Annotated in this window: 25 protein-coding genes; all 25 read left to right on the forward strand. The window is 68.9% G+C overall.

Annotated elements, in window-relative coordinates:
* The first annotated feature begins 171 nt into the window (after positions 1–171).
* The gene (gene rplK, locus ACTMSW_RS15835) at positions 172–603 is read left to right on the forward strand and encodes a 50S ribosomal protein L11 (protein WP_441181361.1); all 432 of its coding nucleotides are present in this window, start codon (positions 172–174) and stop codon (positions 601–603) included.
* A gap of 82 nt (positions 604–685) precedes the next feature.
* The gene (rplA, locus tag ACTMSW_RS15840; protein WP_441181362.1) at positions 686–1402 is read left to right on the forward strand and encodes a 50S ribosomal protein L1; all 717 of its coding nucleotides are present in this window, start codon (positions 686–688) and stop codon (positions 1400–1402) included.
* 79 nt (positions 1403–1481) lie between these two features.
* The gene (locus tag ACTMSW_RS15845) at positions 1482–2285 is read left to right on the forward strand and encodes an ATP-binding cassette domain-containing protein (protein WP_441181363.1); all 804 of its coding nucleotides are present in this window, start codon (positions 1482–1484) and stop codon (positions 2283–2285) included.
* Positions 2282–2971 carry a hypothetical protein gene (locus tag ACTMSW_RS15850; RefSeq protein WP_441181364.1) on the forward strand — a complete coding sequence of 230 codons (690 nt, stop codon included), beginning with the start codon at positions 2282–2284 and terminating at the stop codon, positions 2969–2971. The genes ACTMSW_RS15845 and ACTMSW_RS15850 overlap by 4 nt, the downstream gene beginning before the upstream one ends.
* Before the next feature lie 331 nt (positions 2972–3302).
* Positions 3303–3848 carry a 50S ribosomal protein L10 gene (rplJ, locus tag ACTMSW_RS15855; protein WP_357037921.1) on the forward strand — a complete coding sequence of 182 codons (546 nt, stop codon included), beginning with the start codon at positions 3303–3305 and terminating at the stop codon, positions 3846–3848.
* Between the two features lie 57 nt (positions 3849–3905).
* Positions 3906–4295, forward strand: coding sequence for a 50S ribosomal protein L7/L12 (rplL, locus tag ACTMSW_RS15860; RefSeq protein WP_357037918.1), 390 nt, complete (start codon positions 3906–3908; stop codon positions 4293–4295).
* A 572-nt stretch (positions 4296–4867) separates the two neighbouring features.
* Entirely contained in the window at positions 4868–8299 is a 3432-nt protein-coding gene (rpoB, locus tag ACTMSW_RS15865; protein ID WP_441181365.1) for a DNA-directed RNA polymerase subunit beta, read from the forward strand.
* An 80-nt stretch (positions 8300–8379) separates the two neighbouring features.
* Entirely contained in the window at positions 8380–12267 is a 3888-nt protein-coding gene (locus tag ACTMSW_RS15870) for a DNA-directed RNA polymerase subunit beta' (protein WP_441181366.1), read from the forward strand.
* Positions 12268–12377: 110 nt separating this feature from the next.
* Positions 12378–12749, forward strand: coding sequence for a hypothetical protein (locus tag ACTMSW_RS15875; RefSeq protein WP_441181367.1), 372 nt, complete (start codon positions 12378–12380; stop codon positions 12747–12749).
* A 509-nt stretch (positions 12750–13258) separates the two neighbouring features.
* Positions 13259–13630, forward strand: coding sequence for a hypothetical protein (locus ACTMSW_RS15880; RefSeq protein WP_441181458.1), 372 nt, complete (start codon positions 13259–13261; stop codon positions 13628–13630).
* 502 nt (positions 13631–14132) lie between these two features.
* Positions 14133–14507 carry a 30S ribosomal protein S12 gene (gene rpsL, locus ACTMSW_RS15885; RefSeq protein ID WP_007465318.1) on the forward strand — a complete coding sequence of 125 codons (375 nt, stop codon included), beginning with the start codon at positions 14133–14135 and terminating at the stop codon, positions 14505–14507.
* 1 nt (position 14508) lies between these two features.
* On the forward strand, positions 14509–14979 hold the full coding sequence (rpsG, locus tag ACTMSW_RS15890) for a 30S ribosomal protein S7 (RefSeq protein ID WP_441181368.1): 471 nt from the start codon (positions 14509–14511) through the stop codon (positions 14977–14979).
* A gap of 74 nt (positions 14980–15053) precedes the next feature.
* Positions 15054–17150: an elongation factor G gene (gene fusA / locus ACTMSW_RS15895; protein WP_441181369.1), complete on the forward strand. Its 2097-nt coding sequence runs from the start codon at positions 15054–15056 to the stop codon at positions 17148–17150.
* 222 nt (positions 17151–17372) lie between these two features.
* Entirely contained in the window at positions 17373–18566 is a 1194-nt protein-coding gene (tuf, locus tag ACTMSW_RS15900; RefSeq protein ID WP_441181370.1) for an elongation factor Tu, read from the forward strand.
* Positions 18567–18918: 352 nt separating this feature from the next.
* A complete protein-coding gene (rpsJ, locus tag ACTMSW_RS15905; protein WP_007073037.1) occupies positions 18919–19227 on the forward strand; it encodes a 30S ribosomal protein S10 in 309 nt (102 codons plus the stop codon).
* 11 nt (positions 19228–19238) lie between these two features.
* Positions 19239–19904 (forward strand): 50S ribosomal protein L3, encoded by a 666-nt coding sequence (rplC, locus tag ACTMSW_RS15910; protein WP_441181371.1) that lies wholly within the window; start codon positions 19239–19241, stop codon positions 19902–19904.
* Entirely contained in the window at positions 19901–20551 is a 651-nt protein-coding gene (gene rplD, locus ACTMSW_RS15915; RefSeq protein WP_441181372.1) for a 50S ribosomal protein L4, read from the forward strand. The genes rplC and rplD overlap by 4 nt, the downstream gene beginning before the upstream one ends.
* Positions 20548–20850 (forward strand): 50S ribosomal protein L23, encoded by a 303-nt coding sequence (rplW, locus tag ACTMSW_RS15920; protein ID WP_076466668.1) that lies wholly within the window; start codon positions 20548–20550, stop codon positions 20848–20850. Before rplD ends, rplW begins: the two co-directional genes overlap by 4 nt.
* Before the next feature lie 12 nt (positions 20851–20862).
* Positions 20863–21702, forward strand: a complete 840-nt coding sequence (gene rplB / locus ACTMSW_RS15925) for a 50S ribosomal protein L2 (RefSeq protein WP_046567215.1) — start codon at positions 20863–20865, stop codon at positions 21700–21702.
* A gap of 12 nt (positions 21703–21714) precedes the next feature.
* Complete coding sequence (gene rpsS / locus ACTMSW_RS15930) at positions 21715–21996, forward strand: 30S ribosomal protein S19 (RefSeq protein ID WP_007073032.1); 282 nt, start codon at positions 21715–21717, stop codon at positions 21994–21996.
* Positions 21997–22036: 40 nt separating this feature from the next.
* Positions 22037–22495: a 50S ribosomal protein L22 gene (gene rplV, locus ACTMSW_RS15935; protein WP_441181373.1), complete on the forward strand. Its 459-nt coding sequence runs from the start codon at positions 22037–22039 to the stop codon at positions 22493–22495.
* Positions 22495–23379 carry a 30S ribosomal protein S3 gene (gene rpsC, locus ACTMSW_RS15940; RefSeq protein ID WP_441181374.1) on the forward strand — a complete coding sequence of 295 codons (885 nt, stop codon included), beginning with the start codon at positions 22495–22497 and terminating at the stop codon, positions 23377–23379. Before rplV ends, rpsC begins: the two co-directional genes overlap by 1 nt.
* 3 nt (positions 23380–23382) lie before the next feature.
* On the forward strand, positions 23383–23808 hold the full coding sequence (gene rplP / locus ACTMSW_RS15945) for a 50S ribosomal protein L16 (RefSeq protein ID WP_007465292.1): 426 nt from the start codon (positions 23383–23385) through the stop codon (positions 23806–23808).
* A complete protein-coding gene (gene rpmC / locus ACTMSW_RS15950; protein ID WP_350681994.1) occupies positions 23808–24044 on the forward strand; it encodes a 50S ribosomal protein L29 in 237 nt (78 codons plus the stop codon). The genes rplP and rpmC overlap by 1 nt, the downstream gene beginning before the upstream one ends.
* A complete protein-coding gene (rpsQ, locus tag ACTMSW_RS15955) occupies positions 24041–24316 on the forward strand; it encodes a 30S ribosomal protein S17 (RefSeq protein WP_441181375.1) in 276 nt (91 codons plus the stop codon). The genes rpmC and rpsQ overlap by 4 nt, the downstream gene beginning before the upstream one ends.
* The last annotated feature ends 92 nt before the right edge of the window (positions 24317–24408 follow it).

The raw sequence follows: 24408 nt of genomic DNA on the forward strand, positions 1-24408 counted from the left end.
GGGCCGTGGCCCGCCGCCGGCGTCTCCGTTCCGTCGCCGTCGGATCTCGACGGACCTCGACGAACGGGGTGGCGCGCGACTGCGCTACCCTAGAACGTCGCCGCTCGTACCGCGCTGACCGTGCGCGCCCGCGGCCGGCACCTATCCCAGTTCCAAGCCCCAGGAAGTGACATGCCTCCGAAGAAGAAGCTCGTCAAGACGTTCACGCTTCAGCTGAAGGCGGGCCAGGCCACGCCGGCGCCGCCGGTCGGCCCCGCGCTCGGTCAGCACGGCGTGAACATCATGGAGTTCTGCAAGACGTACAACGCGCAGACCGAGTCCCAGCGGGGCGACATCGTCCCCGCCGAGATCAGCGTGTACGAGGACCGGTCCTTCACCTTCGTGCTGAAGACCCCGCCCGCCGCCCGGCTGCTGCTCAAGGCCGCCGGTGTGGACAAGGGCTCGGGCGTCCCGCAGAAGGACAAGGTCGGCTCCGTGTCGCAGGCTCAGGTGCGTGAGATCGCCGAGAAGAAGATGGTCGACCTCAACGCCAACGACATCGACCAGGCTGCGAAGATCATCGCCGGCACCGCCCGGTCGATGGGCATCGTCGTCAACGACTGACGTCGGTCAGCACTCACCCGATCAGTTCGTGGGAGGGCGCGCGGTCGCCGCGGCCCGCCAGAGACCACAGGAGTAAGCAGAAATGCAGCGCAGCAAGAGCTACCGCAAGGCCGCCGACGTCATCGACCGGTCCAAGCTCTACACCCCCGCCGAGGCCGTGAAGCTGGCCAAGGAGACCACCAACGTCAAGTTCGACGCCACGGTCGAGGTCGCGATGCGCCTCGGCGTCGACCCCCGCAAGGCGGACCAGATGGTCCGCGGCACGGTCAACCTGCCGCACGGCACCGGTAAGACCGCCCGCGTGATCGTCTTCGCCGCCGGCGCGAAGGCCGAGGAGGCCGTCGCCGCCGGTGCGGACGAGGTGGGCACCGACGAGCTGGTCGCCCGGATCCAGGGCGGTTGGCTGGACTTCGACGCGGCGATCGCCACGCCCGACCAGATGGCCAAGATCGGCCGGATCGCGCGGATCCTGGGCCCGCGCGGTCTCATGCCGAACCCGAAGACCGGCACGGTGACCATGGACGTCACCAAGGCCGTCTCGGACATCAAGGGCGGCAAGATCACCTTCCGGGTGGACAAGCACTCCAACCTGCACCTGATCATCGGCAAGGCCTCGTTCTCGGAGACCCAGCTGGTGGACAACTACGCGGCGGTCCTCGACGAGGTCCTGCGGGCCAAGCCGTCCGCCGCCAAGGGCAAGTACCTGAAGAAGGTCGTCCTCACCACCACCATGGGCCCGGGTGTCCCGGTCGACCCGAACGTGGTGAAGAACCTGCAGGAGGGCTCGGCCGAGGCCTGAGCCGCAACTCCCCGCGACGGGGCCCCGCCACGACCGTGGCGGGGCCCCGTCCGTCTGTCCGCTGTGGCAGGCTCCGGGCATGCGGCTGGAGGACGTCTGGTTCCGGTACCGGCGGCGAGGTCCCTGGGTGCTGCGGGGCGTGCGGGTACGGGTCGAGCCGGGTGCGGTGGTCGTCGTGGCCGGCGGGAACGGAGTCGGCAAGTCGACCCTGCTCCAGCTCGCGGCCGGGGTGCTGCGGCCGGTCCGGGGCCGGGTGGTCGACCGGTCCCGGTCGGTGGGGTGGGTGCCGGAGCGCTTCCCGGCCGACCAGCCCTTCACCGTGGAGCGTTACCTGACCGGGATGGGCCGGATCGCCGGGCTGTCCCGTGCCGAGACGGACGGGGCGGTGCGACGGTGGACGGCCCGGCTCGGGCTCACCCCCTTCCGCGCGGTCCGGCTGCCCGAGTTGTCCAAGGGAACGGCGCAGAAGGTGGGTCTGGCCCAGGCCATGCTCGGTGACCCGGGCCTGCTGGTGCTGGACGAGCCGTGGGAGGGGCTGGACGCCGCGGCGCGGGACCTGGTTCCGGAGCTGGTCGACGAGGTGCTCACCACCGGCGGGTCGGTCCTGGTCAGCGACCATCGCGGCGAGACGGCCCGGCTGCCCGGCGCCCGCCGGTGGGCGGTCGCCGACGGCGCGGTCGTCGAGGAGGAGCCGGCCGGGGGCGAGGCCCTCGCGGTGGTCGAGCTGGCGGTGCCGGCCGCGCGCGTGGCCGGCACCGTGGCCCGGTTGCGCGCCGACGGCCACCACGTCCTGCGGGTACGCCCCGACGCCGCGCCCGCCACCACCGATCCGGTCTCCGGTACGCCCGGCACCGCCGGCCCGCCTCGGGAGGAGGTTCGTTGACCGCGCTGGTACGGCTGCGGCTGGCGGCCTTCCTGCGTACCGGCAGGGCGCTGGCGCCGGTGCTCGCCGGCCTGGTGGCCCTGGGCATCCTCTACGGCGGCGGCCGGGCCCAGCCGGCGGAGGCGTACGGCGTCTCCGCGGTGGTGCTCTTCCCGGTGCTGGCGTGGCAGACCAAGATCCTGCTGGACGTGGAGCCGGACGGGCAGCGACGCCTGGCCCGGGTCCTGGTCGGGCCCGCCCGCGAGTACGCGGCGGGCCTGCTCGCGGCCGCCCTGGCCGCGCTGGTGACGGTCGCGGTGGCGATGGTCTTCCCGTGGCTGGTCGGCGGGGTGACCGGGCCGGTCGACCCGGGGGACCGGTCGGTGCCGGCCGGGATCGCGATCGGGGTCTGGGCGCACCTGCTGGCACTGCCCGCGGCGGTCGCGCTGGGCGCCCTGGCGAGCCGGGTCTCGACCGGGAGCGCCGGGTACGGCGTCGCGGTACTCACCGTCGGCGGTGTCGGGGCGGTCGTCCTGGGGATGCGTGACTCGGTGGCGCCGTGGCTCGTGCCACCGGTGATGGCGACCGCCCGGGCGGCTGCCGGCGACCTCTCCGGTCGGGCGGTGGTGCTGCTGACCGCCTGGACGGTCGCGTGGTGCGCGGTGGCGGGTGCCGCCTACCTGTGGCACCGCCGCTTCCGGCCCTGAGACGGTCCCAGCAGGCAGGTGACGCGGGGCACGCGGGGGGCGATTTGGTGGTCACCGTAGGTGTCGCGTAACCTTGGCCGCGAAGTTCCACCCAGAGACCGCTGGTCACCGTGCTCCGGCACGGTCGAAGGTTCCGCAACGACGGGCGACCCGCGCAGGGCGGCAAGCGAAACTCGGCTGTGAACATGGTCCGCCGACCGTGTGCGCGTGCCGGCCCTCGCCCCGTGCGCCCTGCGCCGGGGCTTTTCTCGTTGACGCGATGGCCTCCGTCCCCGTCGTCAGCCTCCCGGCTGACGATGGTGACCAGCTTCCGAGCAACGAGAGGAGGGACATGGCGGACAAGCCGATCCGGGCCGACAAGGCCACGGCCGTCGCTGAGCTGACCGAGAGCTTCCGCAACGCGGGCGCTGCGGTGCTGACCGAATACCGTGGTCTGACGGTTTCCCAGCTCACCCAGCTGCGGCGCTCGCTCGGCAAGGAGACCACCTACACGGTCGCGAAGAACACGTTGGCAAAGCGTGCTGCGACCGATGCGGGCATCTCCGGCCTCGACGAGCTGTTCACCGGTCCTACCGCGCTGACTTTCGTTTCGGGCGACGTCGTCGAGGCGGCGAAGGGCCTTCGCGACTTCGCGAAGGCCAACCCGAAGCTCGTCATCAAGGGCGGCGTCTTCGAGGGCAAGGCCATTACCGCGGCCGAGGTCACGAAGCTCGCCGACCTGGAGTCCCGTGAGGTGCTGCTGGCCAAGCTGGCCGGCGCGATGAAGGGCAACCTGAGCAAGGCCGCGGCCCTGTTCCAGGCTCCGCTCTCCAAGACCGCCCGTCTGGCGGCCGCACTGCAGGACAAGCGCGAGAAGGAGGGCGCCGAGGCGGCCTGAGGCCTCCCGGCGCACCCAGTTCAGTCTTAGTGATCCCCGTAGGAAAGGACGCCAGACATGGCGAAGCTCAGCACCGACGAGCTGCTCGACGCGTTCAAGGAGATGACGCTGATCGAGCTCTCCGAGTTCGTGAAGCAGTTCGAGGAGACCTTCGAGGTCACCGCCGCGGCCCCGGCCGCGATGATGATGGCCGGCCCGGCCGGCGGCGGCGCCGCTGCCGAGCCGGAGGCGGAGAAGGACGAGTTCGACGTCGTCCTCGAGGCCGACGGTGGCAAGAAGATCCAGGTCATCAAGGTCGTGCGTGAGCTGACCGGCCTGGGCCTCAAGGAGGCCAAGGACGCGGTCGAGTCCGCGCCGAAGGCGATCCTGGAGAAGGTCAACAAGGAGACCGCCGAGAAGGCCAAGGCCAAGCTCGAGGGTGAGGGCGCCAAGGTCACCCTCAAGTGACCTGAGCTCCATCCAGGCGCGCGTCCCGCTCCACGTGAGCCGGGGCACACACCGCGTCACGGTGGGCGGCGATCCGGGAACGGATCGCCGCCCACCGGCGTTGGTGGGTCCGGCGGCAGTGCACGTGAGCAGGGCGGTCGGCGCGCGGCTCGGCGCGGTGCCGGCGCGGCCGGCGGTAGCCCGTCGGTGGGAAAGACCCGGCGACCCGGGGCCGGCCCTTGACGCGGCCCCGGCCCGGCAGGCACGCTGACACCAGCAAGACCTTCCGCGCTTGCAACGGCCACCACTTGGGTAAAGCAGCGAGACCCTCGCCGCCGCACCCGGGCGGTCCGCAGGAACGTGGCGTTCTGAGCGGCCCGGTGAGACCCCGTTCGAGGGGTCCCGAGGCACGTTCCGCGACGAACTGCGGGGTGGGCTGGACAGCGGTTAGCCTCTCGGCTACACTGCTAGTTTGCGCTGCCTTCCGACTTGACCCCTGCTCGGAAATGTCCGTTTGCGGATATTTCTGGTGGGGTCATTGGAGTGCACGCGTACCAGCCGTTCTGCAGCACCGGTCCTCGGAAGGACGCATCTTGGCAGCTTCCCGCCCTGCGAAGACCAGTCGTACGTCGAGCGCTTTCGCTCCCCGCCGAGTTTCTTTCGGCAGGATCACCGAACACCTCGAGGTCCCCAACCTCCTCGCCATTCAGAACGAGTCCTTCGACTGGCTCGTCGGCAACGAGGCTTGGCAGGGCCGGTCGGCGGACGACCCGCACGCACGCTCGGGTCTCGCGGAGATCCTCGAAGAGATCAGTCCCATTGAGGACTTCTCCGGCACCATGTCGCTCTCCTTCTCGGCTCCGCGCTTCGACGAGGTCAAGGCCTCGATCGAGGAGTGCAAGGAGAAGGACCTGACCTACTGCGCCCCGCTGTTCGTGACCGCGGAGTTCACCAACAACACCACCGGCGAGATCAAGAGCCAGACGGTGTTCATGGGTGACTTCCCGATGATGACGCCGAAGGGCACCTTCATCATCAACGGCACCGAGCGCGTCGTGGTCAGCCAGCTCGTCCGGTCCCCGGGCGTCTACTTCGACAAGCAGCCGGACAAGACCTCCGACCGCGACCTCTCCAGTGTCAAGGTCATCCCGAGCCGGGGTGCCTGGCTGGAGTTCGACATCGACAAGCGCGACACGGTCGGCGTTCGCATCGACCGCAAGCGTCGGCAGGCCGTCACGGTCCTGCTCAAGGCCATCGGATGGTCGGCCGAGCAGATCCGCGAGAAGTTCGGCTGGTCCGAGCTGATGATGACCACGCTCGAGAAGGACCACATCGCCGGCCAGGACGAGGCGCTGCTCGACATCTACCGGAAGCTCCGCCCTGGCGAGCCGCCGACCCGCGAGAACGCCCAGACCCTGCTCGACAACCTCTTCTTCAACCCGAAGCGGTACGACGTCGCCAAGGTCGGTCGATACAAGTTCAACAAGAAGCTCGAAGTGAACGTGCCGATCACCACCGGCACGCTCACCGAGGACGACGTCGTCGCGACCGTGGAGTACCTGTGCCGGCTGCACGCCGGTGAGGACGGCTACGAGGCCGACGACATCGACCACTTCGGCAACCGTCGTCTGCGTACCGTGGGCGAGCTGATCCAGAACCAGGTCCGGGTCGGTCTGTCCCGGATGGAGCGCGTCGTCCGTGAGCGGATGACGACTCAGGACGTCGAGGCGATCACGCCGCAGACCCTGATCAACATCCGTCCCGTGGTGGCGGCGATCAAGGAGTTCTTCGGTACGTCGCAGCTGTCCCAGTTCATGGACCAGACCAACCCGCTGGCGGGTCTGACCCACCGGCGCCGGCTGAGCGCGCTCGGCCCGGGTGGTCTGTCCCGGGAGCGGGCCGGCTTCGAGGTTCGCGACGTGCACCCGTCCCACTACGGCCGGATGTGCCCGATCGAGACGCCGGAAGGCCCGAACATCGGCCTGATCGGCGCCCTGTCCACCTTCGCCCGGGTCAACCCGTTCGGCTTCATCGAGACGCCGTACCGGAAGGTCATCGAGGGTCGGGTCACCGACCAGATCGACTACCTGACCGCGGACGAGGAGGACCGGTTCGTCAAGGCGCAGGCCAACGCTCCGCTGAAGGCGGACGGCACCTTCGCCGAGGACCGGGTCCTGTGCCGCCGTAAGGGCGGCGAGACCGAGGACGTGGTTCCCAGCGCCGTCGACTACATGGACGTCTCGCCGCGGCAGATGACCTCGGTTGCGACCGCGATGATCCCGTTCCTCGAGCACGACGACGCCAACCGGGCGCTGATGGGCGCGAACATGCAGCGCCAGGCGGTGCCGCTGGTCAAGGCCGAGGCTCCGCTGGTCGGTACGGGCATGGAGTACCGCGCGGCCGTCGACGCCGGTGACGTGGTGGTCGCCGAGGTCGGTGGCGTCATCGAGGACCTCTGCGCCGACTACATCACCATCCACCAGGACGACGGCCACCGCCGGACGTACCTGCTGCACAAGTTCCGCCGCTCCAACGCCGGCTCCTGCGTCAACCAGAAGCCGGTCGTCTTCGAGGGCGACCGCGTCGAGGCCGGTCAGGTCATCGCCGACGGTCCGTGCACCGACGAGGGCGAGATGGCGCTCGGGCGCAACCTGCTCGTGGCGTTCATGTGCTGGGAGGGCCACAACTACGAGGACGCGATCATCCTGTCGCAGCGCCTCGTGCAGCAGGACGTGCTCACCTCGATCCACATCGAGGAGCACGAGGTCGACGCGCGGGACACCAAGCTCGGCCCGGAGGAGATCACCCGCGACATCCCGAACGTCAGCGAGGAAATGCTCGCCGACCTCGACGAGCGCGGCATCATCCGGATCGGCGCCGAGGTCGTCCCCGGCGACATCCTGGTCGGCAAGGTCACGCCGAAGGGCGAGACCGAGCTGACCCCGGAGGAGCGGCTGCTCCGCGCGATCTTCGGTGAGAAGGCGCGTGAGGTCCGGGACACCTCGCTGAAGGTGCCGCACGGCGAGACCGGCACGGTCATCGGCGTGCGTACCTTCTCCCGCGAGGACGGCGACGAGCTGCCCCCGGGCGTCAACGAGCTGGTCCGGGTCTACGTCGCCCAGAAGCGCAAGATCCAGGACGGTGACAAGCTCGCGGGCCGGCACGGCAACAAGGGCGTCATCTCCAAGATCCTGCCGGTCGAGGACATGCCGTTCCTGGAGGACGGCACCCCGGTCGACATCGTGCTGAACCCGCTGGGTGTGCCGTCCCGGATGAACATCGGCCAGGTCCTGGAGACCCACCTCGGGTGGGTGGCCAAGACCGGCTGGAGCGTCCAGGGCGACGACGCCGACTGGAAGAAGGCGCTGCGCTCGATCGACGCCCACGAGTCCGAGGGGGACACCAACGTGGCCACCCCGGTCTTCGACGGTGCCCGGGAGGAGGAGATCTCCGGTCTGCTCTCGTCGACCCTGCCCAACCGGGACGGCAAGCAGCTGATCGGCTCCTCCGGCAAGGCGCAGCTGTTCGACGGTCGCTCCGGCGAGCCGCTGCCGGACCCGATCGCCGTCGGCTACATCTACATCCTCAAGCTCAACCACCTGGTCGACGACAAGATCCACGCCCGGTCGACCGGCCCGTACTCGATGATCACGCAGCAGCCGCTGGGTGGTAAGGCGCAGTTCGGTGGCCAGCGCTTCGGTGAGATGGAGTGCTGGGCGATGCAGGCGTACGGCGCCGCCTACGCCCTGCAGGAACTGCTGACCATCAAGTCGGACGACGTCCTCGGCCGGGTCAAGGTCTACGAGGCCATCGTCAAGGGCGAGAACATCCCCGAGCCGGGCATCCCGGAGTCGTTCAAGGTGCTGCTCAAGGAGCTGCAGTCGCTGTGCCTCAACGTCGAGGTGCTGTCCAGCGACGGTGTGGCCCTGGAGATGCGCGAGACCGACGACGAGGTCTTCCGGGCGGCGGAGGAGCTGGGCATCGACCTGTCCCGGCGCGAGCCGAGCTCGGTCGAAGAGGTCTGAGGTGAGCGGTCGGGAGCCGGCTCGCCGGCTCCCGACCCCACCCACTAGCTAGCAGTACAGACGACGACATAGGGGACATAGTGCTCGACGTCAACTTCTTCGACGAGCTGCGCATCGGCCTCGCCACCGCCGACGACATCCGTCAGTGGTCGCACGGTGAGGTCAAGAAGCCCGAGACGATCAACTACCGCACGCTCAAGCCGGAAAAGGACGGACTCTTCTGCGAGAAGATCTTCGGTCCGCAGCGGGACTGGGAGTGCTACTGCGGTAAGTACAAGCGGGTCCGCTTCAAGGGCATCATCTGCGAGCGCTGCGGCGTCGAGGTGACCCGGTCGAAGGTCCGTCGTGAGCGGATGGGGCACATCGAGCTCGCCGCTCCGGTGACCCACATCTGGTACTTCAAGGGCGTGCCGAGCCGGCTGGGCTACCTGCTGGACCTCGCCCCCAAGGACCTCGAAAAGATCATCTACTTCGCCTCGTACGTCGTGACGAGCGTGGACGCCGAGTCGCGTCACCGTGACCTCTCGACCATCGAGAACGAGATCCTGGCCGAGAAGCGGCAGTCGGAGAACAGCCGCGACTCGGAGATCGAGAAGCGGGCCGCCAAGCTCGAGGCCGACCTGGCCGAGCTGGAGGCCGAGGGCGCGAAGGCGGACGTCCGGCGCAAGGTCAAGGAGGGCGGAGAGCGCGAGATGCGCCAGATCCGCGACCGGGCCCAGCGCGAAATCGACCGCCTGGACGAGGTGCTGGACACCTTCCGCAAGCTGGATTCGAAGCAGCTGGTCACCGACGAGCTGCTCTACCGCGAGCTGCGGGACCGGTTCGGCGAGTACTTCACCGGTGGCATGGGCGCCGAGGCCATCAAGGCGCTGGTCCAGAACATGGACCTCGACGCCGAGGCCGAGAGCCTGCGGGAGACCATCCGCACCGGTAAGGGTCAGCGGAAGATCCGGGCGCTCAAGCGGCTCAAGGTCGTCGCGGCGTTCCTGAACACCCGGAACTCGCCGCTCGGCATGGTGCTCGACTGCGTGCCGGTCATCCCGCCGGACCTGCGTCCGATGGTGCAGCTGGACGGTGGCCGCTTCGCGACCTCCGACCTGAACGACCTGTACCGCCGCGTGATCAACCGGAACAACCGCCTCAAGCGGCTGATCGACCTCGGCGCGCCCGAGATCATCGTCAACAACGAGAAGCGGATGCTCCAGGAGGCCGTCGACGCGCTGTTCGACAACGGCCGTCGTGGCCGGCCGGTCACCGGGCCGGGCAACCGCCCGCTCAAGTCGCTGTCCGACATGCTCAAGGGCAAGCAGGGCCGGTTCCGGCAGAACCTGCTGGGCAAGCGCGTGGACTACTCCGGTCGTTCGGTCATCGTCGTCGGCCCGAAGCTGAAGCTGCACCAGTGCGGCCTGCCGAAGCAGATGGCGCTGGAGCTGTTCAAGCCCTTCGTCATGAAGCGGCTGGTCGACCTCAACCACGCACAGAACATCAAGTCCGCCAAGCGGATGGTCGAGCGGCAGCGGCCGGTCGTCTGGGATGTGCTGGAAGAGGTCATCGGCGAGCACCCGGTGCTGCTCAACCGGGCACCGACCCTGCACCGTCTGGGCATCCAGGCCTTCGAGCCGCAGCTGGTCGAGGGCAAGGCGATCCAGATCCACCCGCTGGTCTGCACCGCGTTCAACGCCGACTTCGACGGTGACCAGATGGCGGTGCACGTGCCGCTGTCCGCCGAGGCCCAGGCCGAGGCGCGGATCCTGATGCTCTCGTCGAACAACATCCTCAAGCCGGCCGACGGCAAGCCGGTGACCATGCCCACCCAGGACATGATCATCGGTCTCTACCACCTCACCCACCTCACCGCGGGTGAGCGGGGCGAGGGTCGGGCGTTCAGCTCCGACGCCGAGGCGCGGATGGCGTTCGACAACGGCGAACTGCACCTGCAGGCTCCGGTCCGGATCCGGTTGCGCGGCGTCGTCGGCGTCGACAACGGGGCGGGCGCCGAGCCGTGGACCGCGCCGGAGGGCTGGGTCGAGGGTGACCCGCTGACGGTGGAGACCACGCTGGGCCGGGTCCTGTTCAACGAGACCCTGCCGCAGGGCTACCGGTTCGTGAACTACGAGATCCGCAAGGGCCAGCTCTCCGCGATCGTCAACGACCTCGCCGAGCGCTTCCCGAAGGTGGCCCTCGCGGCCACCCTGGACGGGCTCAAGGAGGCCGGCTTCCACTGGGCCACCTGGTCCGGCGTGACGATCGGCATGGAGGACGTCATCGCTCCGCCGCGCAAGCGGGAGATCCTGGAGCGGTACGAGGCCGAGGCCGACCGGATCGACAAGCAGTACCAGCGTGGTCTGATGACCGCCGAGGAGCGTCGCGGCGAGCTCATCGAGATCTGGACCAAGGCGACGAACGAGGTCGCCAAGGAGATGGACACCGCGCTGCCGCAGGAGAACCCGCTGTGGAAGATGATCAACTCGGGTGCCCGCGGTAACCTGCTCCAGCTCCGGCAGATCGCCGCGATCCGTGGTCTGGTGGCCAACCCGAAGGGCGAGATCATCCCCCGGCCGATCAAGGCCAGCTACCGGGAGGGTCTGTCCGTGCTGGAGTACTTCATCTCCACGCACGGTGCCCGTAAGGGTCTCGCGGACACCGCCCTGCGTACCGCCGACTCGGGTTACCTGACCCGTCGTCTGGTGGACGTCTCGCAGGACGTCATCATCCGCGAGGAGGACTGCGGCACCGACCGGGCCATCCCGATGCAGATCGGGCAGCGGCGCGACGGCGGGCTGGTCGTGCACGAGCACGCCGAGACCAGCGTGCACGCCCGTACGCTGGCCGACGACATCAAGGGGCCGGACGGCACCGTCGTCGCCGAGCGGGGCCAGGACGTCAACTCGATCCTGGTCGACCGGATCGTCGCCGCCGGGGTGGAGACCATCCGGGTGCGCAGCGTGCTGACCTGCGAGTCGAAGCTGGGCGTCTGCGGTGCGTGCTACGGCCGCTCGCTGCCGACCGGCAAGACGGTGGACGTCGGCGAGGCGGTCGGCATCATCGCCGCCCAGTCGATCGGTGAGCCGGGTACGCAGCTCACGATGCGTACCTTCCACACCGGTGGTGTCGCGGGTGAGGACATCACCCAGGGTCTGCCGCGTGTGCAGGAGATCTTCGAGGCCCGGGTCCCGAAGGGCAAGGCGCCGATCGCCGACACCCCCGGCCGGATCCGGATCGAGGACGGCGAGCGGTCGCGGAAGATCATCGTGGTGCCGGACGACGGCAGCGACGAGATCGTCTACGACAAGATCTCCAAGCGCGTCCGTCTGCTGGCCAACGACGGCGACCACGTCGAGGTCGGCGAGAAGCTCACGGTCGGTACGGTCGACCCGCACGAGCTGCTCCGCATCCTCGGCCCGCGTGCGGTCCAGGTCCACCTGACCCAGGAGGTCCAGGAGGTCTACCGCTCGCAGGGTGTGCTCATCCACGACAAGCACATCGAGATCATCATCCGCCAGATGCTCAAGCGGGTGACGGTCATCGACTCCGGCTCGACCGAGTTCCTGCCGGGCGTGCTGGTCGACCGGGCGCTGTTCGAGTCGGAGAACCGCCGGCTCGTGGGCGAGGGCGGCGAGCCCGCCGCCGGTCGCCCGGTGCTGATGGGTATCACCAAGGCCTCGCTGGCCACCGACTCCTGGCTCTCGGCGGCCTCCTTCCAGGAGACCACCCGGGTGCTGACCGACGCGGCGATCAACTCGCGCAGCGACTCGCTGGTCGGCCTCAAGGAGAACGTGATCATCGGTAAGCTCATCCCGGCCGGTACCGGCATCAGCAAGTACCGCAACGTCCGGGTGGAGCCGACCGAGGAGGCCAAGGCCAAGGTCTACTCGATGACCGGCTACCCGGAGACCGACTACGGGTTCGGGCCGGCCAGCGGGCAGGCAGTGCCGCTGGACGACTTCGACTTCGGGTCGTACCGCTAAGCAGTTGCGACGACGAGGCCCCCGGCACCCGCCGGGGGCCTCGTCGTGTTCGGGGTCCGGGGACCGGCGTGCCGGCTCCGTCGGCCGGTGGACGCGGCATGATGGAGGGCATGACGACCCTGCCCGGGCCGGTGCCCCTCGCCCCGCCGGGTCCGCCGCGCCACCCGCTGGATCCGGACCCGACCCGCTCCACCAAGGCACGCGCGGTCTTCGCGTTGGGCCTCATCGCGGCGCTGACCGGTCTGTTCGTCGGCGGAGTGGTGCCGGCGACGGTGGCGCTGCAGCTGGCCCGGCAGGCGCGCCGGGAGGCGTACGTCTCGGGGGGTTTCCTCACCGGCGCGGCCTGGCTGCGGCGGGGGGAGCGGCTGGCGTGGACGGGCCTGACGCTCGCCGCGGTGAGCGTCGTGGCGATGGTGGTGATCGCCGTCGTGCGGCTGGCCGAGGCGCCCTTCGGGCAGGACTTCGCACCGAACGTGGACTGACCGCCCGCGGGGGATGGGTCCCCGCCGGGCGTCGGCGGTCCGGCTGCCGGCGGTAGCCTGGCCGGTGTCCGTCGCACGGCGGTGGACGCCCGCTGCCGACAGGAGGATCCGTGACGGAACCGGCGCGCCCCCCGGGCACCGACCCGACGGCGCCGCACACCGACGGTCCGCACCCCACCACACCCGACAACGGTGGGTGGGCACGGCCGAGCGCGCCGCCGGACGCCGGTGTGGTGGGGTACCCGCCGCCGACCGCGTCGGCTCCGCCCGTCCGTCCGTGGACGCCGCCGCCGTCGGGGCCCGGGTGGGGACCGCCGCCGTCCGGACCGGGATGGGGTACGCCGTACGGCGGTCCGCCTCCGTCGTCGGGTGCCGGTCCTGGGTGGGGCCCGGGTGCTCCCGGCACACCCCCCGCCGCGAGCCCGGGGTGGGGACACCCGCCGGTCTCCGGGCCGGCCGTGACGCCCCCGCCGCCCGGGCAGACGCCCCGCCCACGGCGGGTCGACGCGGTGGCCGGTACGCCGTTCGGGGTCGTGCACCTCGACGTGCCGCCGGTCACGTCCGGGCTGGCGGTCGGCGCGCTGGTGGGCGGTGTCGCCTCGATCCTGGTGTCGCTGCTGGTGATCTGCGTCGGCCTGGTCGCCGGCGGCCAGGGCGGAGTCTGGGCCGCCGGCGCGATCACCCTGCTGGGCGCGCTGACCGGGACGGGCGCGACCGTCGCCGGCCTGCTCGCGCTCCGGCAGATCCGCCGCCCGGTGGCACCGCCGGCGGTGCGCTTCACCGGTCGGGGCCTGGCCCTGGCCGGGGTGAGCTGCGGGGCGGCCGGGGTGCTGCTGAGCCTGGTCGGGTTGGGACTGTCGTTGCTGGTGTCGTTCGCGTGACGCGGGTGGCCGGTGTGGCCGGCCGGCGCGCTCCGGTGCCCCGGGCACCGGGGCCGACGGGCCGCGCTCCGGAACAGCCGGTACACTTGTGTTCGTAGGTGCCCATCACGGGCGGGTTGGCGCGACGGAGCCGATGGACTGACGGTGGGACATCCCACCGGCCACTCCGTTTTGACCAGCGCGGTTGTGGTAGGTACTCTTTCCCCTTGTGCCCGGGCGTGCCCGGGCAACTCGTGCGTGCGCTGGATCCGATGAATCCGACGGTCCGGCTGCGGCACGACACAGCCACAAGAACCGGTTCGCGGCCCGCCGTGTGCCGGTGACAGACCCCGGGGTCGCGTGCGAGCGCCGACAACGGGACCGTGAGCTGGGCGACACGCCCGACCGCGGGTGCCGGGGCCTCCGAGAGGCGGCCCTGGTCGGAATGTAGGAGAACCGGTCAGCAGGCCGGTTACGTCAGACGGCGCGGCCGCGATGCGGCCGAAGGGAGCGGAGAAACCCGGTGCCCACGATCCAGCAGCTGGTCCGAAAGGGCCGACAGGCCAAGACGACCAAGACCAAGACCCCGGCGCTGAAGGGTTCCCCTCAGCGGCGCGGCGTGTGCACCCGCGTGTACACCACCACCCCCAAGAAGCCGAACTCGGCGCTCCGCAAGGTCGCCCGTGTCAAGCTCAGCAGCCAGATCGAGGTGACCGCCTACATCCCGGGCGTCGGTCACAACCTGCAGGAGCACTCGATCGTGCTCGTCCGCGGCGGCCGGGTGAAGGACCTCCCCGGCGTGCGTTACAAGATCGTTCGCGGTTCGCTGGACACCCAGGGTGTCCGTAACCGCAAGCAGGCGCGCAGCCGTTACGGCGCGAAGAAGGAGAAGAGCTGACATGCCGCGTAAGGGACCCGCTCCGCGGCGGCCGCTGGTCGCTGACCCGGTGTACAACTCGCCGCTGGTCACCCAGCTGGTGAACAAGATCCTGCTGCGCGGCAAGCGTCAGCTCGCCGAGCGCATCGTGTACGCCGCTCTCGAGGGCTGCCGTGAGAAGTCCGGCACCGACCCGGTCGTCACCCTGAAGCGGGCGATGGACAACGTCAAGCCGACCCTCGAGGTCCGCAGCCGCCGTGTCGGTGGCGCGACCTACCAGGTGCCGGTCGAGGTCCGTCCGTCCCGGGCGACCACCCTCGGTCTGCGCTGGCTGGTGACGTACTCCAAGGCGCGCCGTGAGAAGACCATGGTCGAGCGCCTGATGAACGAGCTGCTGGACGCGAGCAACGGTCTGGGTGCCGCCGTCAAGCGGCGCGAGGACACGCACAAGATGGCCGAGTCCAACAAGGCCTTCGCGCACTACCGCTGGTAACACCCTGGTTCCGGCGCCCACGGGCGCCGGAACCGCCACCAGTTGTGTCGAGACGACGATAAGTAGGGATTGAAGTGGCCGCCGCAGACGCGCTCGCCAACGTACGCAACATCGGCATCATGGCGCACATCGATGCCGGTAAGACCACAACCACCGAGCGGATCCTGTTCTACACCGGTATCACCTACAAGATCGGTGAGGTCCACGAGGGCGCTGCCGTCATGGACTGGATGGAGCAGGAGCAGGAGCGTGGTATCACCATCACCTCCGCTGCCACCAAGTGTGAGTGGAAGGGCCACACGATCCAGATCATCGACACGCCCGGCCACGTCGACTTCACGGTCGAGGTCGAGCGGTCGCTGCGGGTGCTGGATGGTGCGGTCGCGGTCTACGACGGTGTCGCCGGCGTGGAGCCGCAGACGGAGAACGTCTGGCGGCAGGCCGACAAGTACCACGTCCCGCGCATGTGCTTCGTCAACAAGCTCGACCGCACCGGCGCGGACTTCTTCCGCTGCGTGCAGATGATGATCGACCGGCTCAACGCCACGCCGCTGGTCCTCCAGATCCCGATCGGGCTCGAGGGCGACCACATCGGTATCGTCGACCTGATCGGCATGCGCGCGCTCACCTGGCGTGGGGAGACCCAGAAGGGTGAGGACTACGCCATCGAGGAGATCCCGGCCGACCTGGCCGACTCCGCGGCGGAGTGGCGCGAGAAGCTGATGGAGACCCTCGCCGACGTCGACGACGCGGTGATGGAGAAGTACCTGGAGGGCGAGGAGATCTCCGTCGAGGAGATCAAGGCCGCCATCCGTCGGGCCACCATCGCCAGCAAGGCCAACCCGGTGCTCTGCGGCTCGGCGTTCAAGAACAAGGGCGTGCAGCCCATGCTCGACGCCGTGGTCGACTTCCTGCCGTCGCCGCTGGACGTTCCGGCGATCGAGGGCACGGCGACCGACGGCGAGACGCCGTTGCAGCGGAAGCCGTCGAAGTCGGAGCCGTTCTCCGGCCTGGCCTTCAAGATCCAGACCGACAAGCACCTCGGCAAGCTCACCTACGTCCGGGTCTACTCCGGCGTGGTCGAGACCGGCACCCAGGTGGTCAACTCCACCAAGGACCGCAAGGAGCGCATCGGCAAGATCTACCAGATGCACGCCAACAAGCGGGAAGAGCGCGGCTCGGCCCAGGCTGGCGACATCATCGCGGTGCAGGGTCTCAAGCAGACCACCACCGGTGACACGCTGTGCGACCCGGCGAACCCGGTCATCCTGGAGTCGATGACCTTCCCGGAGCCGGTCATCGAGGTCGCCATCGAGCCGAAGACCAAGGCCGACCAGGAGAAGCTCAGCACCGCCATCCAGCGGCTGGCCGAGGAGGACCCGACCTTCCGCGTCAAGCTGGACGAGGAGACCGGTCAGACGGTCATCTCCGGCATGGGCGAGCTGCACCTGGACATCCTGGTCGACCGGATGCGCCGCGAGTTCAACGTCGAGGCGAACATCGGCAAGCCGCAGGTGGCGTACCGCGAGACGATCCGCCGCAAGGTGGAGAAGATCGAGTACACCCACAAGAAGCAGACCGGTGGTTCCGGCCAGTACGCCCGCGTCATCGTGAGCGTCGAGCCGCTGCCGCTGGACAACGACTCGCCGACGTACGAGTTCGCGAACGCCGTCACCGGTGGCCGCATCCCCCGGGAGTTCATCCCGTCGGTGGACGCGGGTGCGCAGGACGCCATGCAGTACGGCATTCTCGCCGGCTTCCCGCTGGTGGGTGTCAAGCTGACCCTGCTGGACGGCCAGTACCACGAGGTCGACTCGTCCGAAATGGCATTCAAGATCGCCGGCTCGATGGTGATGAAGGAGGCGGCCCGCAAGGCCGACCCCGCGCTGCTCGAGCCGATGATGGCCGTTGAGGTCACCACTCCCGAGGAGAACATGGGTGACGTCATCGGCGACCTCAACTCCCGCCGCGGGATCATCCAGGCGATGGAGGAGCGCAGTGGCGCCCGCATCGTGAGGGCTCTGGTGCCGTTGTCGGAGATGTTCGGCTACGTCGGCGACCTGCGGTCGAAGACCCAGGGCCGGGCTAGCTACAGCATGCAGTTCGACTCCTACGCCGAGGTTCCGCAGAGCGTGGCGAAGGAGATCATCGCCAAGGCGACCGGTGAGTGACGGTCACCTGAACTGATCCGATGATCCGTCGGTGGTCGCGGGAGGGAACTCCCTCCCGCGACCACCAGGGTCGGGTTGCGTGAGACCGGGCCTGTAGGCTTCATCGCCGCAGAACCCACCAAAGCTCTCCGGCCGTCAGGCCGGAAAGGCTGTCGACAGAGTCCTAAGCGCCAATCGGCGCGCCGGGGCGAGAAGAACCAAGAAGTCCACAGGAGGACACCAGTGGCGAAGGCGAAGTTCGAGCGGACTAAGCCGCACGTCAACATCGGCACCATTGGTCACATCGACCACGGTAAGACGACGCTGACGGCGGCCATCACCAAAGTCCTGCACGACCAGTTCCCGGACCTGAACCCGTACACGCCGTTCGACGAGATCGACAAGGCGCCGGAGGAGAAGGCCCGCGGCATCACGATCTCGATCGCGCACGTCGAGTACCAGACCGAGGCGCGGCACTACGCGCACGTCGACTGCCCCGGTCACGCCGACTACATCAAGAACATGATCACCGGTGCCGCGCAGATGGACGGCGCGATCCTGGTGGTGGCGGCGACCGACGGCCCGATGCCGCAGACCCGCGAGCACGTGCTGCTGGCCCGTCAGGTCGGTGTGCCGTACATCGTCGTGGCGCTCAACAAGAGCGACATGGTCGACGACGAGGAGCTCCTGGAGCTCGTCGAGCTCGAGGTCCGTGAGCTGCTCTCGGCGCAGGAGTACCCGGGTGACGACCTGCCGGTCGTCCGGGTCTCGGCCCTGAAGGCCCTCGAGGGTGACCCCGAGTGGACCGGCAAGCTCCTGGACCTGATGACCGCGGTCGACACCGCGATCCCGCAGCCGGAGCGCGAGACCGAGAAGCCGTTCCTCATGCCGATCGAGGACGTGTTCACGATCACCGGTCGTGGCACCGTCGTCACCGGTCGCGCGGAGCGCGGCATCCTCAAGCCGAACGAGGAGGTGGAGCTCGTCGGTATCCGCGAGAAGTCGCAGAAGACGGTCTGCACCGGTATCGAGATGTTCCGCAAGCTGCTCGACGAGGCCCGCGCGGGCGAGAACGTCGGTCTGCTGCTGCGCGGCATCAAGCGCGAGGACGTCGAGCGCGGCATGGTGGTCGTCAAGCCGGGCACCACGACCCCGCACACGGAGTTCGAGGCGACGGTCTACATCCTCTCCAAGGAGGAGGGCGGCCGGCACACCCCGTTCTTCCAGAACTACCGTCCGCAGTTCTACTTCCGGACCACGGACGTCACCGGTGTCGTCACGCTCCCCGAGGGCACCGAGATGGTCATGCCGGGTGACAACACCACCATGACGGTGAAGCTGATCCAGCCCATCGCCATGGAGGAGAACCTCAAGTTCGCGATCCGCGAGGGTGGCCGCACCGTCGGCGCCGGGTTCGTCACCAAGATCATCAAGTGAGCTAGGTAACCCCGATTAGACCCGCCGCCGGTCGTGCGGCATACTAGTCAGGTTGCGTAACGACAGTTCGCTGCGCCGTGTTCGGCTTAGGCTGAACCTCCGGGGCGGTAGAGCAGTCGGGCGTGGGGTGGTTGGCGGCCCGTCCGCCAACCACCCTCGCACGGCGTTCAGGTCGCGGTAATGCGATCGGCGCCTTGACCCACCGCGCGGTCAGACCCGCTCCGGAGTCCCGGGGCGGAGCCTGGTCCCAGGGCGCGACACGCCCGACCGCGGGGGTCGGCGAAGAGGGCCTGTGCCAGCCGGTACAGGCACCCGCGACACAGCGGCATCGAGAGAAGGAACAGAAGCCACCATGGCGGGACAGAAGATCCGCATCCGGCTCAAGGCCTATGACCACGAGGTCGTCGACTCCTCGGCTCGGAAGATCGTCGAGACGGTGACGCGTACCGGGGCGCAGGTCGCTGGCCCGGTGCCGCTGCCCACGGAGATCAACCGTTTCTGCGTCATCCGCTCGCCGCACAAGTACAAGGACTCGCGCGAGCACTTCGAGATGCGCACGCACAAGCGGCTGATCGACATCATCGACCCGACCCCGAAGACGGTCGACTCGCTCATGCGCCTCGACCTGCCGGCTGGCGTCGACATCGAGATCAAGCTGTAGGGACCGGACAAATGGACAGGCAAGTCAAGGGGATCCTGGGCGCGAAGCTCGGCATGACCCAGGTCTGGGACAACAACAAGATTGTTCCCGTGACCGTGGTTCAGGCCGGCCCCTGCGTCATCAGCCAGGTTCGTAGCGCCGAGAAGGACGGTTACTCCGCAGTCCAGCTGGCGTACGGCACGATCGACCCGCGCAAGGTGAAGAAGCCGATCAGCGGGCACTACGCGAAGGCGGACGTCGCGCCGCGCCGGCACATCGTCGAGCTGCGCACCGCCGACGCCGCCGAGTACTCGCTCGGCCAGGAGGTCACGGTCGAGGAGTTCCCGGCCGGCGTCTCGATCGACGTGACGGGCAAGACCAAGGGCAAGGGCTACGCCGGCGTCATGAAGCGGCACGGCTTCCACGGCCTGGGCGCCGGTCACGGTGTCGAGCGCAAGCACCGCTCGCCGGGCTCCATCGGCGCCTGCGCCACCCCGGGTCGTGTCTTCAAGGGCACCCGGATGGCCGGCCGGATGGGTGGCAAGCGCTACACCGTCCAGAACCTGACCGTCCAGGCGGTCGACACCGAGAACAACCTCCTGCTCGTCCGCGGTGCCATCCCTGGCCCGAAGGGCGCGCTGGTCCTGGTCCGCACCGCGGCCAAGTCCAAGGTGAAGAAGGGCGGTGTGGCCAAGTGACCACCGTTGACGTCCTCAACGTCGAAGGCGCCAAGAGCGGCTCGGTCGAGCTGCCCGGCGACATCTTCGACGTCCAGGCCAACGTCGCGCTGATGCACCAGGTCGTGGTGGCCCAGCTCGCGGCGGCCCGGCAGGGCACGCACAAGGTCAAGACCCGCGGCGAGGTCGCCGGTGGCGGCAAGAAGCCGTACAAGCAGAAGGGCACCGGTCGTGCCCGCCAGGGCTCGATCCGCGCGCCGCAGTTCGCCGGCGGCGGTGTGGTGCACGGCCCGGTCCCGCGCGACTACAGCCAGCGCACCCCCAAGAAGATGAAGGCCGCCGCGCTCCGTGGCGCCCTGTCGGATCGGGCCCGCGCCGGGCAGGTGCACGTCGTCGAGGCGTTCGTCTCGGGTGAGAAGCCGTCGACCAAGGCCGCTCTGGCCACGCTCGCCAAGCTGACCGGGGCCCGTCGGGTCCTGGTCGTGCTGAGCAGCACCGACGAGCTGAACTGGGTGTCGCTGCGCAACGAGCCGCGGGTGCACCTCATCGAGGCCGGCCAGCTCAACACGTACGACGTGCTGGTGGCCGACGACGTGGTCTTCACCAAGGAGGCCCTGGACGAGTTCCTGGGCGTTCCCGCCGAGACCACCGAGGAGGGTGGCAAGTGAGCACGATCGCCGATCCGCGCGACATCATCGTCGCGCCGGTCGTCTCGGAGAAGAGCTACAGCGAGCTGAACCGCAACTGGTACACCTTCCTGGTGCACCCGGACGCGAACAAGACCGAGATCAAGATCGCTATCCAGCAGATCTTCAACGTCCGCGTCCTGACGGTCAACACGCTCAACCGCGAGGGCAAGCGCAAGCGGACCCGTACCGGGTTCGGGAAGCGCAAGGACACCAAGCGGGCGATGGTGAAGCTGGCTGACGGTGACCGTATCGAGGCCTTCGGCGGCCCGGTCAGCTGAGGGGTGTAGACAATGGCTATCCGTAAGTACAAGCCGACGACGCCGGGCCGGCGTGGCTCCAGCGTCGCCGACTTCGCCGAGATCACCCGGTCCACGCCGGAGAAGTCGCTGCTGGCTCCGCTGCCGAAGAAGGGCGGGCGTAACGCCCACGGCCGGATCACCACGCGGCACCACGGTGGCGGCCACAAGCGCCAGTACCGTCTGATCGACTTCAAGCGGGTCGACAAGGACGGCGTGCCGGCGAAGGTCGCCCACATCGAGTACGACCCGAACCGCACCGCGCGTATCGCGCTGCTGCACTACGCCGACGGCGAGAAGCGGTACATCATCGCGCCGAAGGACCTGAAGCAGGGCGACGCGGTCGAGTCGGGTCCGGGTGCCGACATCAAGCCGGGCAACAACCTGCCGCTGCGCAACATCCCGGTCGGTACCACCATCCACAACGTGGAGCTGCGTCCGGGCGGCGGCGCCAAGTTGGCCCGCTCGGCCGGCGTCGGCATCCAGCTGCTCGGTCGTGAGGGCGCGTACGCGACCCTCCGTATGCCGTCCGGTGAGATCCGGCGGGTCGACGTCCGCTGCCGCGCGAGCATCGGCGAGATCGGCAATGCCGACCAGTCGAACATCAACTGGGGCAAGGCCGGCCGCATGCGCTGGAAGGGCAAGCGCCCGACGGTCCGTGGTGTCGCCATGAACCCGGTCGACCACCCGCACGGTGGTGGTGAGGGTAAGACCTCCGGCGGTCGCCACCCGGTCAACCCGCAGGGTAAGCCCGAGGGCCGCACCCGTCGTAAGGGCCAGCCGAGTGACCGGCTGATCGTCCGCCGCCGCTACGCCACGCGTAAGCGCGGCTGAGGGAGATAAGACATGCCTCGCAGCCTGAAGAAGGGCCCGTTCGTCGACGACCACCTGCTCAAGAAGGTGGAGACGCAGAACGACAAGGGCTCGAAGAACGTCATCAAGACCTGGTCGCGGCGCTCGACGATCATCCCGGAGATGCTGGGTCACACGATCGCCGTGCACGACGGACGCAAGCACGTCCCGGTGTTCGTGACCGAGGCGATGGTCGGGCACAAGCTCGGCGAGTTCGCGCTGACCCGCACGTTCAAGGGTCACGAGAAGGACGACCGGAAGAGCCGTCGGCGCTGACGCCGCGGGCATACGGATAGAGGAACAAGGGGTTACAGCGATGCCAGGAAAGGGCGACGCTCCGGTGCTTCCGGGCGCGCGGGCGGTTGCGCGGCACGTGCGCATCTCGCCGATGAAGGCGCGCCGGGTGGTCAACCTCGTCCGCGGCCTGCCCGCGAAGGAGGCGCTCACGGTGCTGCAGTTCGCGCCGCAGGCTGCGAGCGAGCAGGTGTACAAGGTGCTCGCGAGCGCGATCGCCAACGCGGAGAACAACGAGCGGCTGGACCCTGACGCGCTGCTCGTCAGCGAGGCGTTCGTGGACGAGGGCCCGACCATGAAGCGGTTCCAGCCGCGGGCGCAGGGCCGGGCCTTCCGGATCCGCAAGCGCACGTGCCACATCACCATCGCGGTCGAGGCGGTGGCTCCGGCCGCGCCGAAGAAGGCGGCGGCGAAGAAGGCGGCTCCGGCGAAGCAGGCCGAGCCGGCTGAGACGCAGAGCAAGACGGAGGGTGCCGAGTAATGGGTCAGAAGGTTCACCCGCACGGGTTCCGGCTCGGCATCTCGACCGACTGGAAGTCCCGCTGGTTCGCGGACAAGCTCTACAAGGACTACATCGGCGAGGACGTCAAGATCCGCCGGATGATGTCCAAGGGCCTCGAGCGCGCCGGGATCTCCAAGGTCGACATCGAGCGCACCCGCGACCGGGTCCGCGTCGACATCCACACCGCCCGGCCGGGCATCGTCATCGGCCGGAAGGGTGCGGAGGCCGACCGGATCCGGGGCGAGCTCGAGAAGCTCACCGGCAAGCAGGTCCAGCTCAACATCATCGAGGTCAAGAACCCCGAGTCGGACGCCCAGCTCGTCGCGCAGGGCGTGGCCGAGCAGCTGTCCTCCCGGGTCAGCTTCCGTCGGGCCATGCGCAAGGCGATGCAGTCCGCGATGAAGAACCCGGTCTGCAAGGGCATCCGGGTCCAGGTCTCGGGTCGTCTCGGCGGCGCCGAGATGAGCCGGACCGAGTTCTACCGCGAGGGTCGGGTTCCGCTGCACACGCTGCGGGCCAACATCGAGTACGGCTTCTTCGAGGCCCGTACCACCTTCGGCCGGATCGGCGTGAAGGTCTGGATCTACAAGGGCGACGCGGTGCCGGGTCGGGAGACCCCGACCGAGGCTCCGTCGCGTCCGCGTCGTGGTGAGCGTGGCGACCGTCCGGAGCGTCCGCGCCGTGGTCGGTCGGGTTCGTCCGGCACGACGGCTGGCGGCACCGAGGCTGGCCGGGCTGCCGCGACCACGATCGCGCAGCAGGCCGAGACGCCGAGCGGCGAGCCCGTGGACGCTGGCGCTGTCGCCGCCACGGCGTCTGCTCCGGCCGCCAACCAGCCGGCAGAAACGCAGCAGGAGGGCTGACAGATGCTGATGCCGCGCAAGCCCCCGAAGGGCTTCCGCAAGCCGCACCACCCGGACCGCAGTGGCGCGTCCAAGGGTGGTAACCGGGTGGTGTTCGGCGAGTTCGGGATCCAGGCTCTCGAGCCGGCGTACGTGACCAACCGCCAGATCGAGTCGGCGCGTATCGCGATGACCCGTCACATCAAGCGTGGCGGCAAGGTCTGGATCACGATCTTCCCGGACCAGGCGCTGACCAAGAAGCCGGCCGAGACCCGGATGGGTTCCGGTAAGGGTTCGCCCGAGTGGTGGGTCGCCAACGTGAAGCCGGGGCGGGTTCTCTTCGAGATGTCCTTCCCCAACGAGCAGATCGCGCGAGAGGCGATGCGTCGCGCGATCCACAAGCTCCCGATGAAGTGCCGCATTGTTACGCGCGAAGTGGGTGAATCCTGATGGCAGCTGGCGTCAAGCCTTCCGAGCTGCGTGAGCTCTCCGAGGAGGAGTTGGTCACGAAGCTGCGCGAGGCCAAGGCGGAGCTGTTCAACCTCCGCGTGCAGGCCGCAACCGGGCAGCTCGACAACAACCGGCGGCTGCAGGTCATCCGCCGGGAGATCGCCCGGATCTACACGATCATGCGTGAGCGCGAGCTTGGTCTCTCGGTCGCGCCGACTGAGGTGACTGCATCATGAGCGAGAACACCACCGCCACCGCGCGGGCCCGCCGCAAGGTGCGTGAGGGCCTCGTGGTCAGCGACAAGATGGAAAAGACCGTCGTGGTCGAGGTCGAGGACCGGGTCAAGCACGCTCTGTACGGCAAGATCATGCGCCGTACGCGCAAGCTGAAGGTGCACGACGAGCAGAACGCCGCCGGCACCGGCGACCGGGTCCTGATCATGGAGACCCGGCCGCTGTCCGCCACCAAGCGTTGGCGGATCGTGGAGATCCTGGAAAAGGCCAAGTAGCGAAGGCTCGAGCTCGCCCGGCGACGGTCGGGCGCAGGTTCCGCCAGGCTCCGGCCGCCTCGTGCGGCCGGAGAACCGGCAGACATAGGAGA

Origin of the sequence: Micromonospora sp. BQ11, assembly GCF_052068135.1 — a bacterium.
GTDB lineage: Bacteria > Actinomycetota > Actinomycetes > Mycobacteriales > Micromonosporaceae > Micromonospora.

Coding starts and splice junctions, on each gene's coding strand:
- rplK (WP_441181361.1), top strand. CDS start 172: ATGCCTCCGAAGAAGAAGCTCGTCAAGACGTTCACGCTTCAGCTGAAG.
- rplA (WP_441181362.1), top strand. CDS start 686: ATGCAGCGCAGCAAGAGCTACCGCAAGGCCGCCGACGTCATCGACCGG.
- ACTMSW_RS15845 (WP_441181363.1), top strand. CDS start 1,482: ATGCGGCTGGAGGACGTCTGGTTCCGGTACCGGCGGCGAGGTCCCTGG.
- rplJ (WP_357037921.1), top strand. CDS start 3,303: ATGGCGGACAAGCCGATCCGGGCCGACAAGGCCACGGCCGTCGCTGAG.
- rplL (WP_357037918.1), top strand. CDS start 3,906: ATGGCGAAGCTCAGCACCGACGAGCTGCTCGACGCGTTCAAGGAGATG.
- ACTMSW_RS15875 (WP_441181367.1), top strand. CDS start 12,378: ATGACGACCCTGCCCGGGCCGGTGCCCCTCGCCCCGCCGGGTCCGCCG.
- rpsG (WP_441181368.1), top strand. CDS start 14,509: ATGCCGCGTAAGGGACCCGCTCCGCGGCGGCCGCTGGTCGCTGACCCG.
- rpsJ (WP_007073037.1), top strand. CDS start 18,919: ATGGCGGGACAGAAGATCCGCATCCGGCTCAAGGCCTATGACCACGAG.
- rplC (WP_441181371.1), top strand. CDS start 19,239: ATGGACAGGCAAGTCAAGGGGATCCTGGGCGCGAAGCTCGGCATGACC.
- rplB (WP_046567215.1), top strand. CDS start 20,863: ATGGCTATCCGTAAGTACAAGCCGACGACGCCGGGCCGGCGTGGCTCC.
- rpsS (WP_007073032.1), top strand. CDS start 21,715: ATGCCTCGCAGCCTGAAGAAGGGCCCGTTCGTCGACGACCACCTGCTC.
- rplV (WP_441181373.1), top strand. CDS start 22,037: ATGCCAGGAAAGGGCGACGCTCCGGTGCTTCCGGGCGCGCGGGCGGTT.
- rpsC (WP_441181374.1), top strand. CDS start 22,495: ATGGGTCAGAAGGTTCACCCGCACGGGTTCCGGCTCGGCATCTCGACC.
- rplP (WP_007465292.1), top strand. CDS start 23,383: ATGCTGATGCCGCGCAAGCCCCCGAAGGGCTTCCGCAAGCCGCACCAC.
- rpmC (WP_350681994.1), top strand. CDS start 23,808: ATGGCAGCTGGCGTCAAGCCTTCCGAGCTGCGTGAGCTCTCCGAGGAG.
- rpsQ (WP_441181375.1), top strand. CDS start 24,041: ATGAGCGAGAACACCACCGCCACCGCGCGGGCCCGCCGCAAGGTGCGT.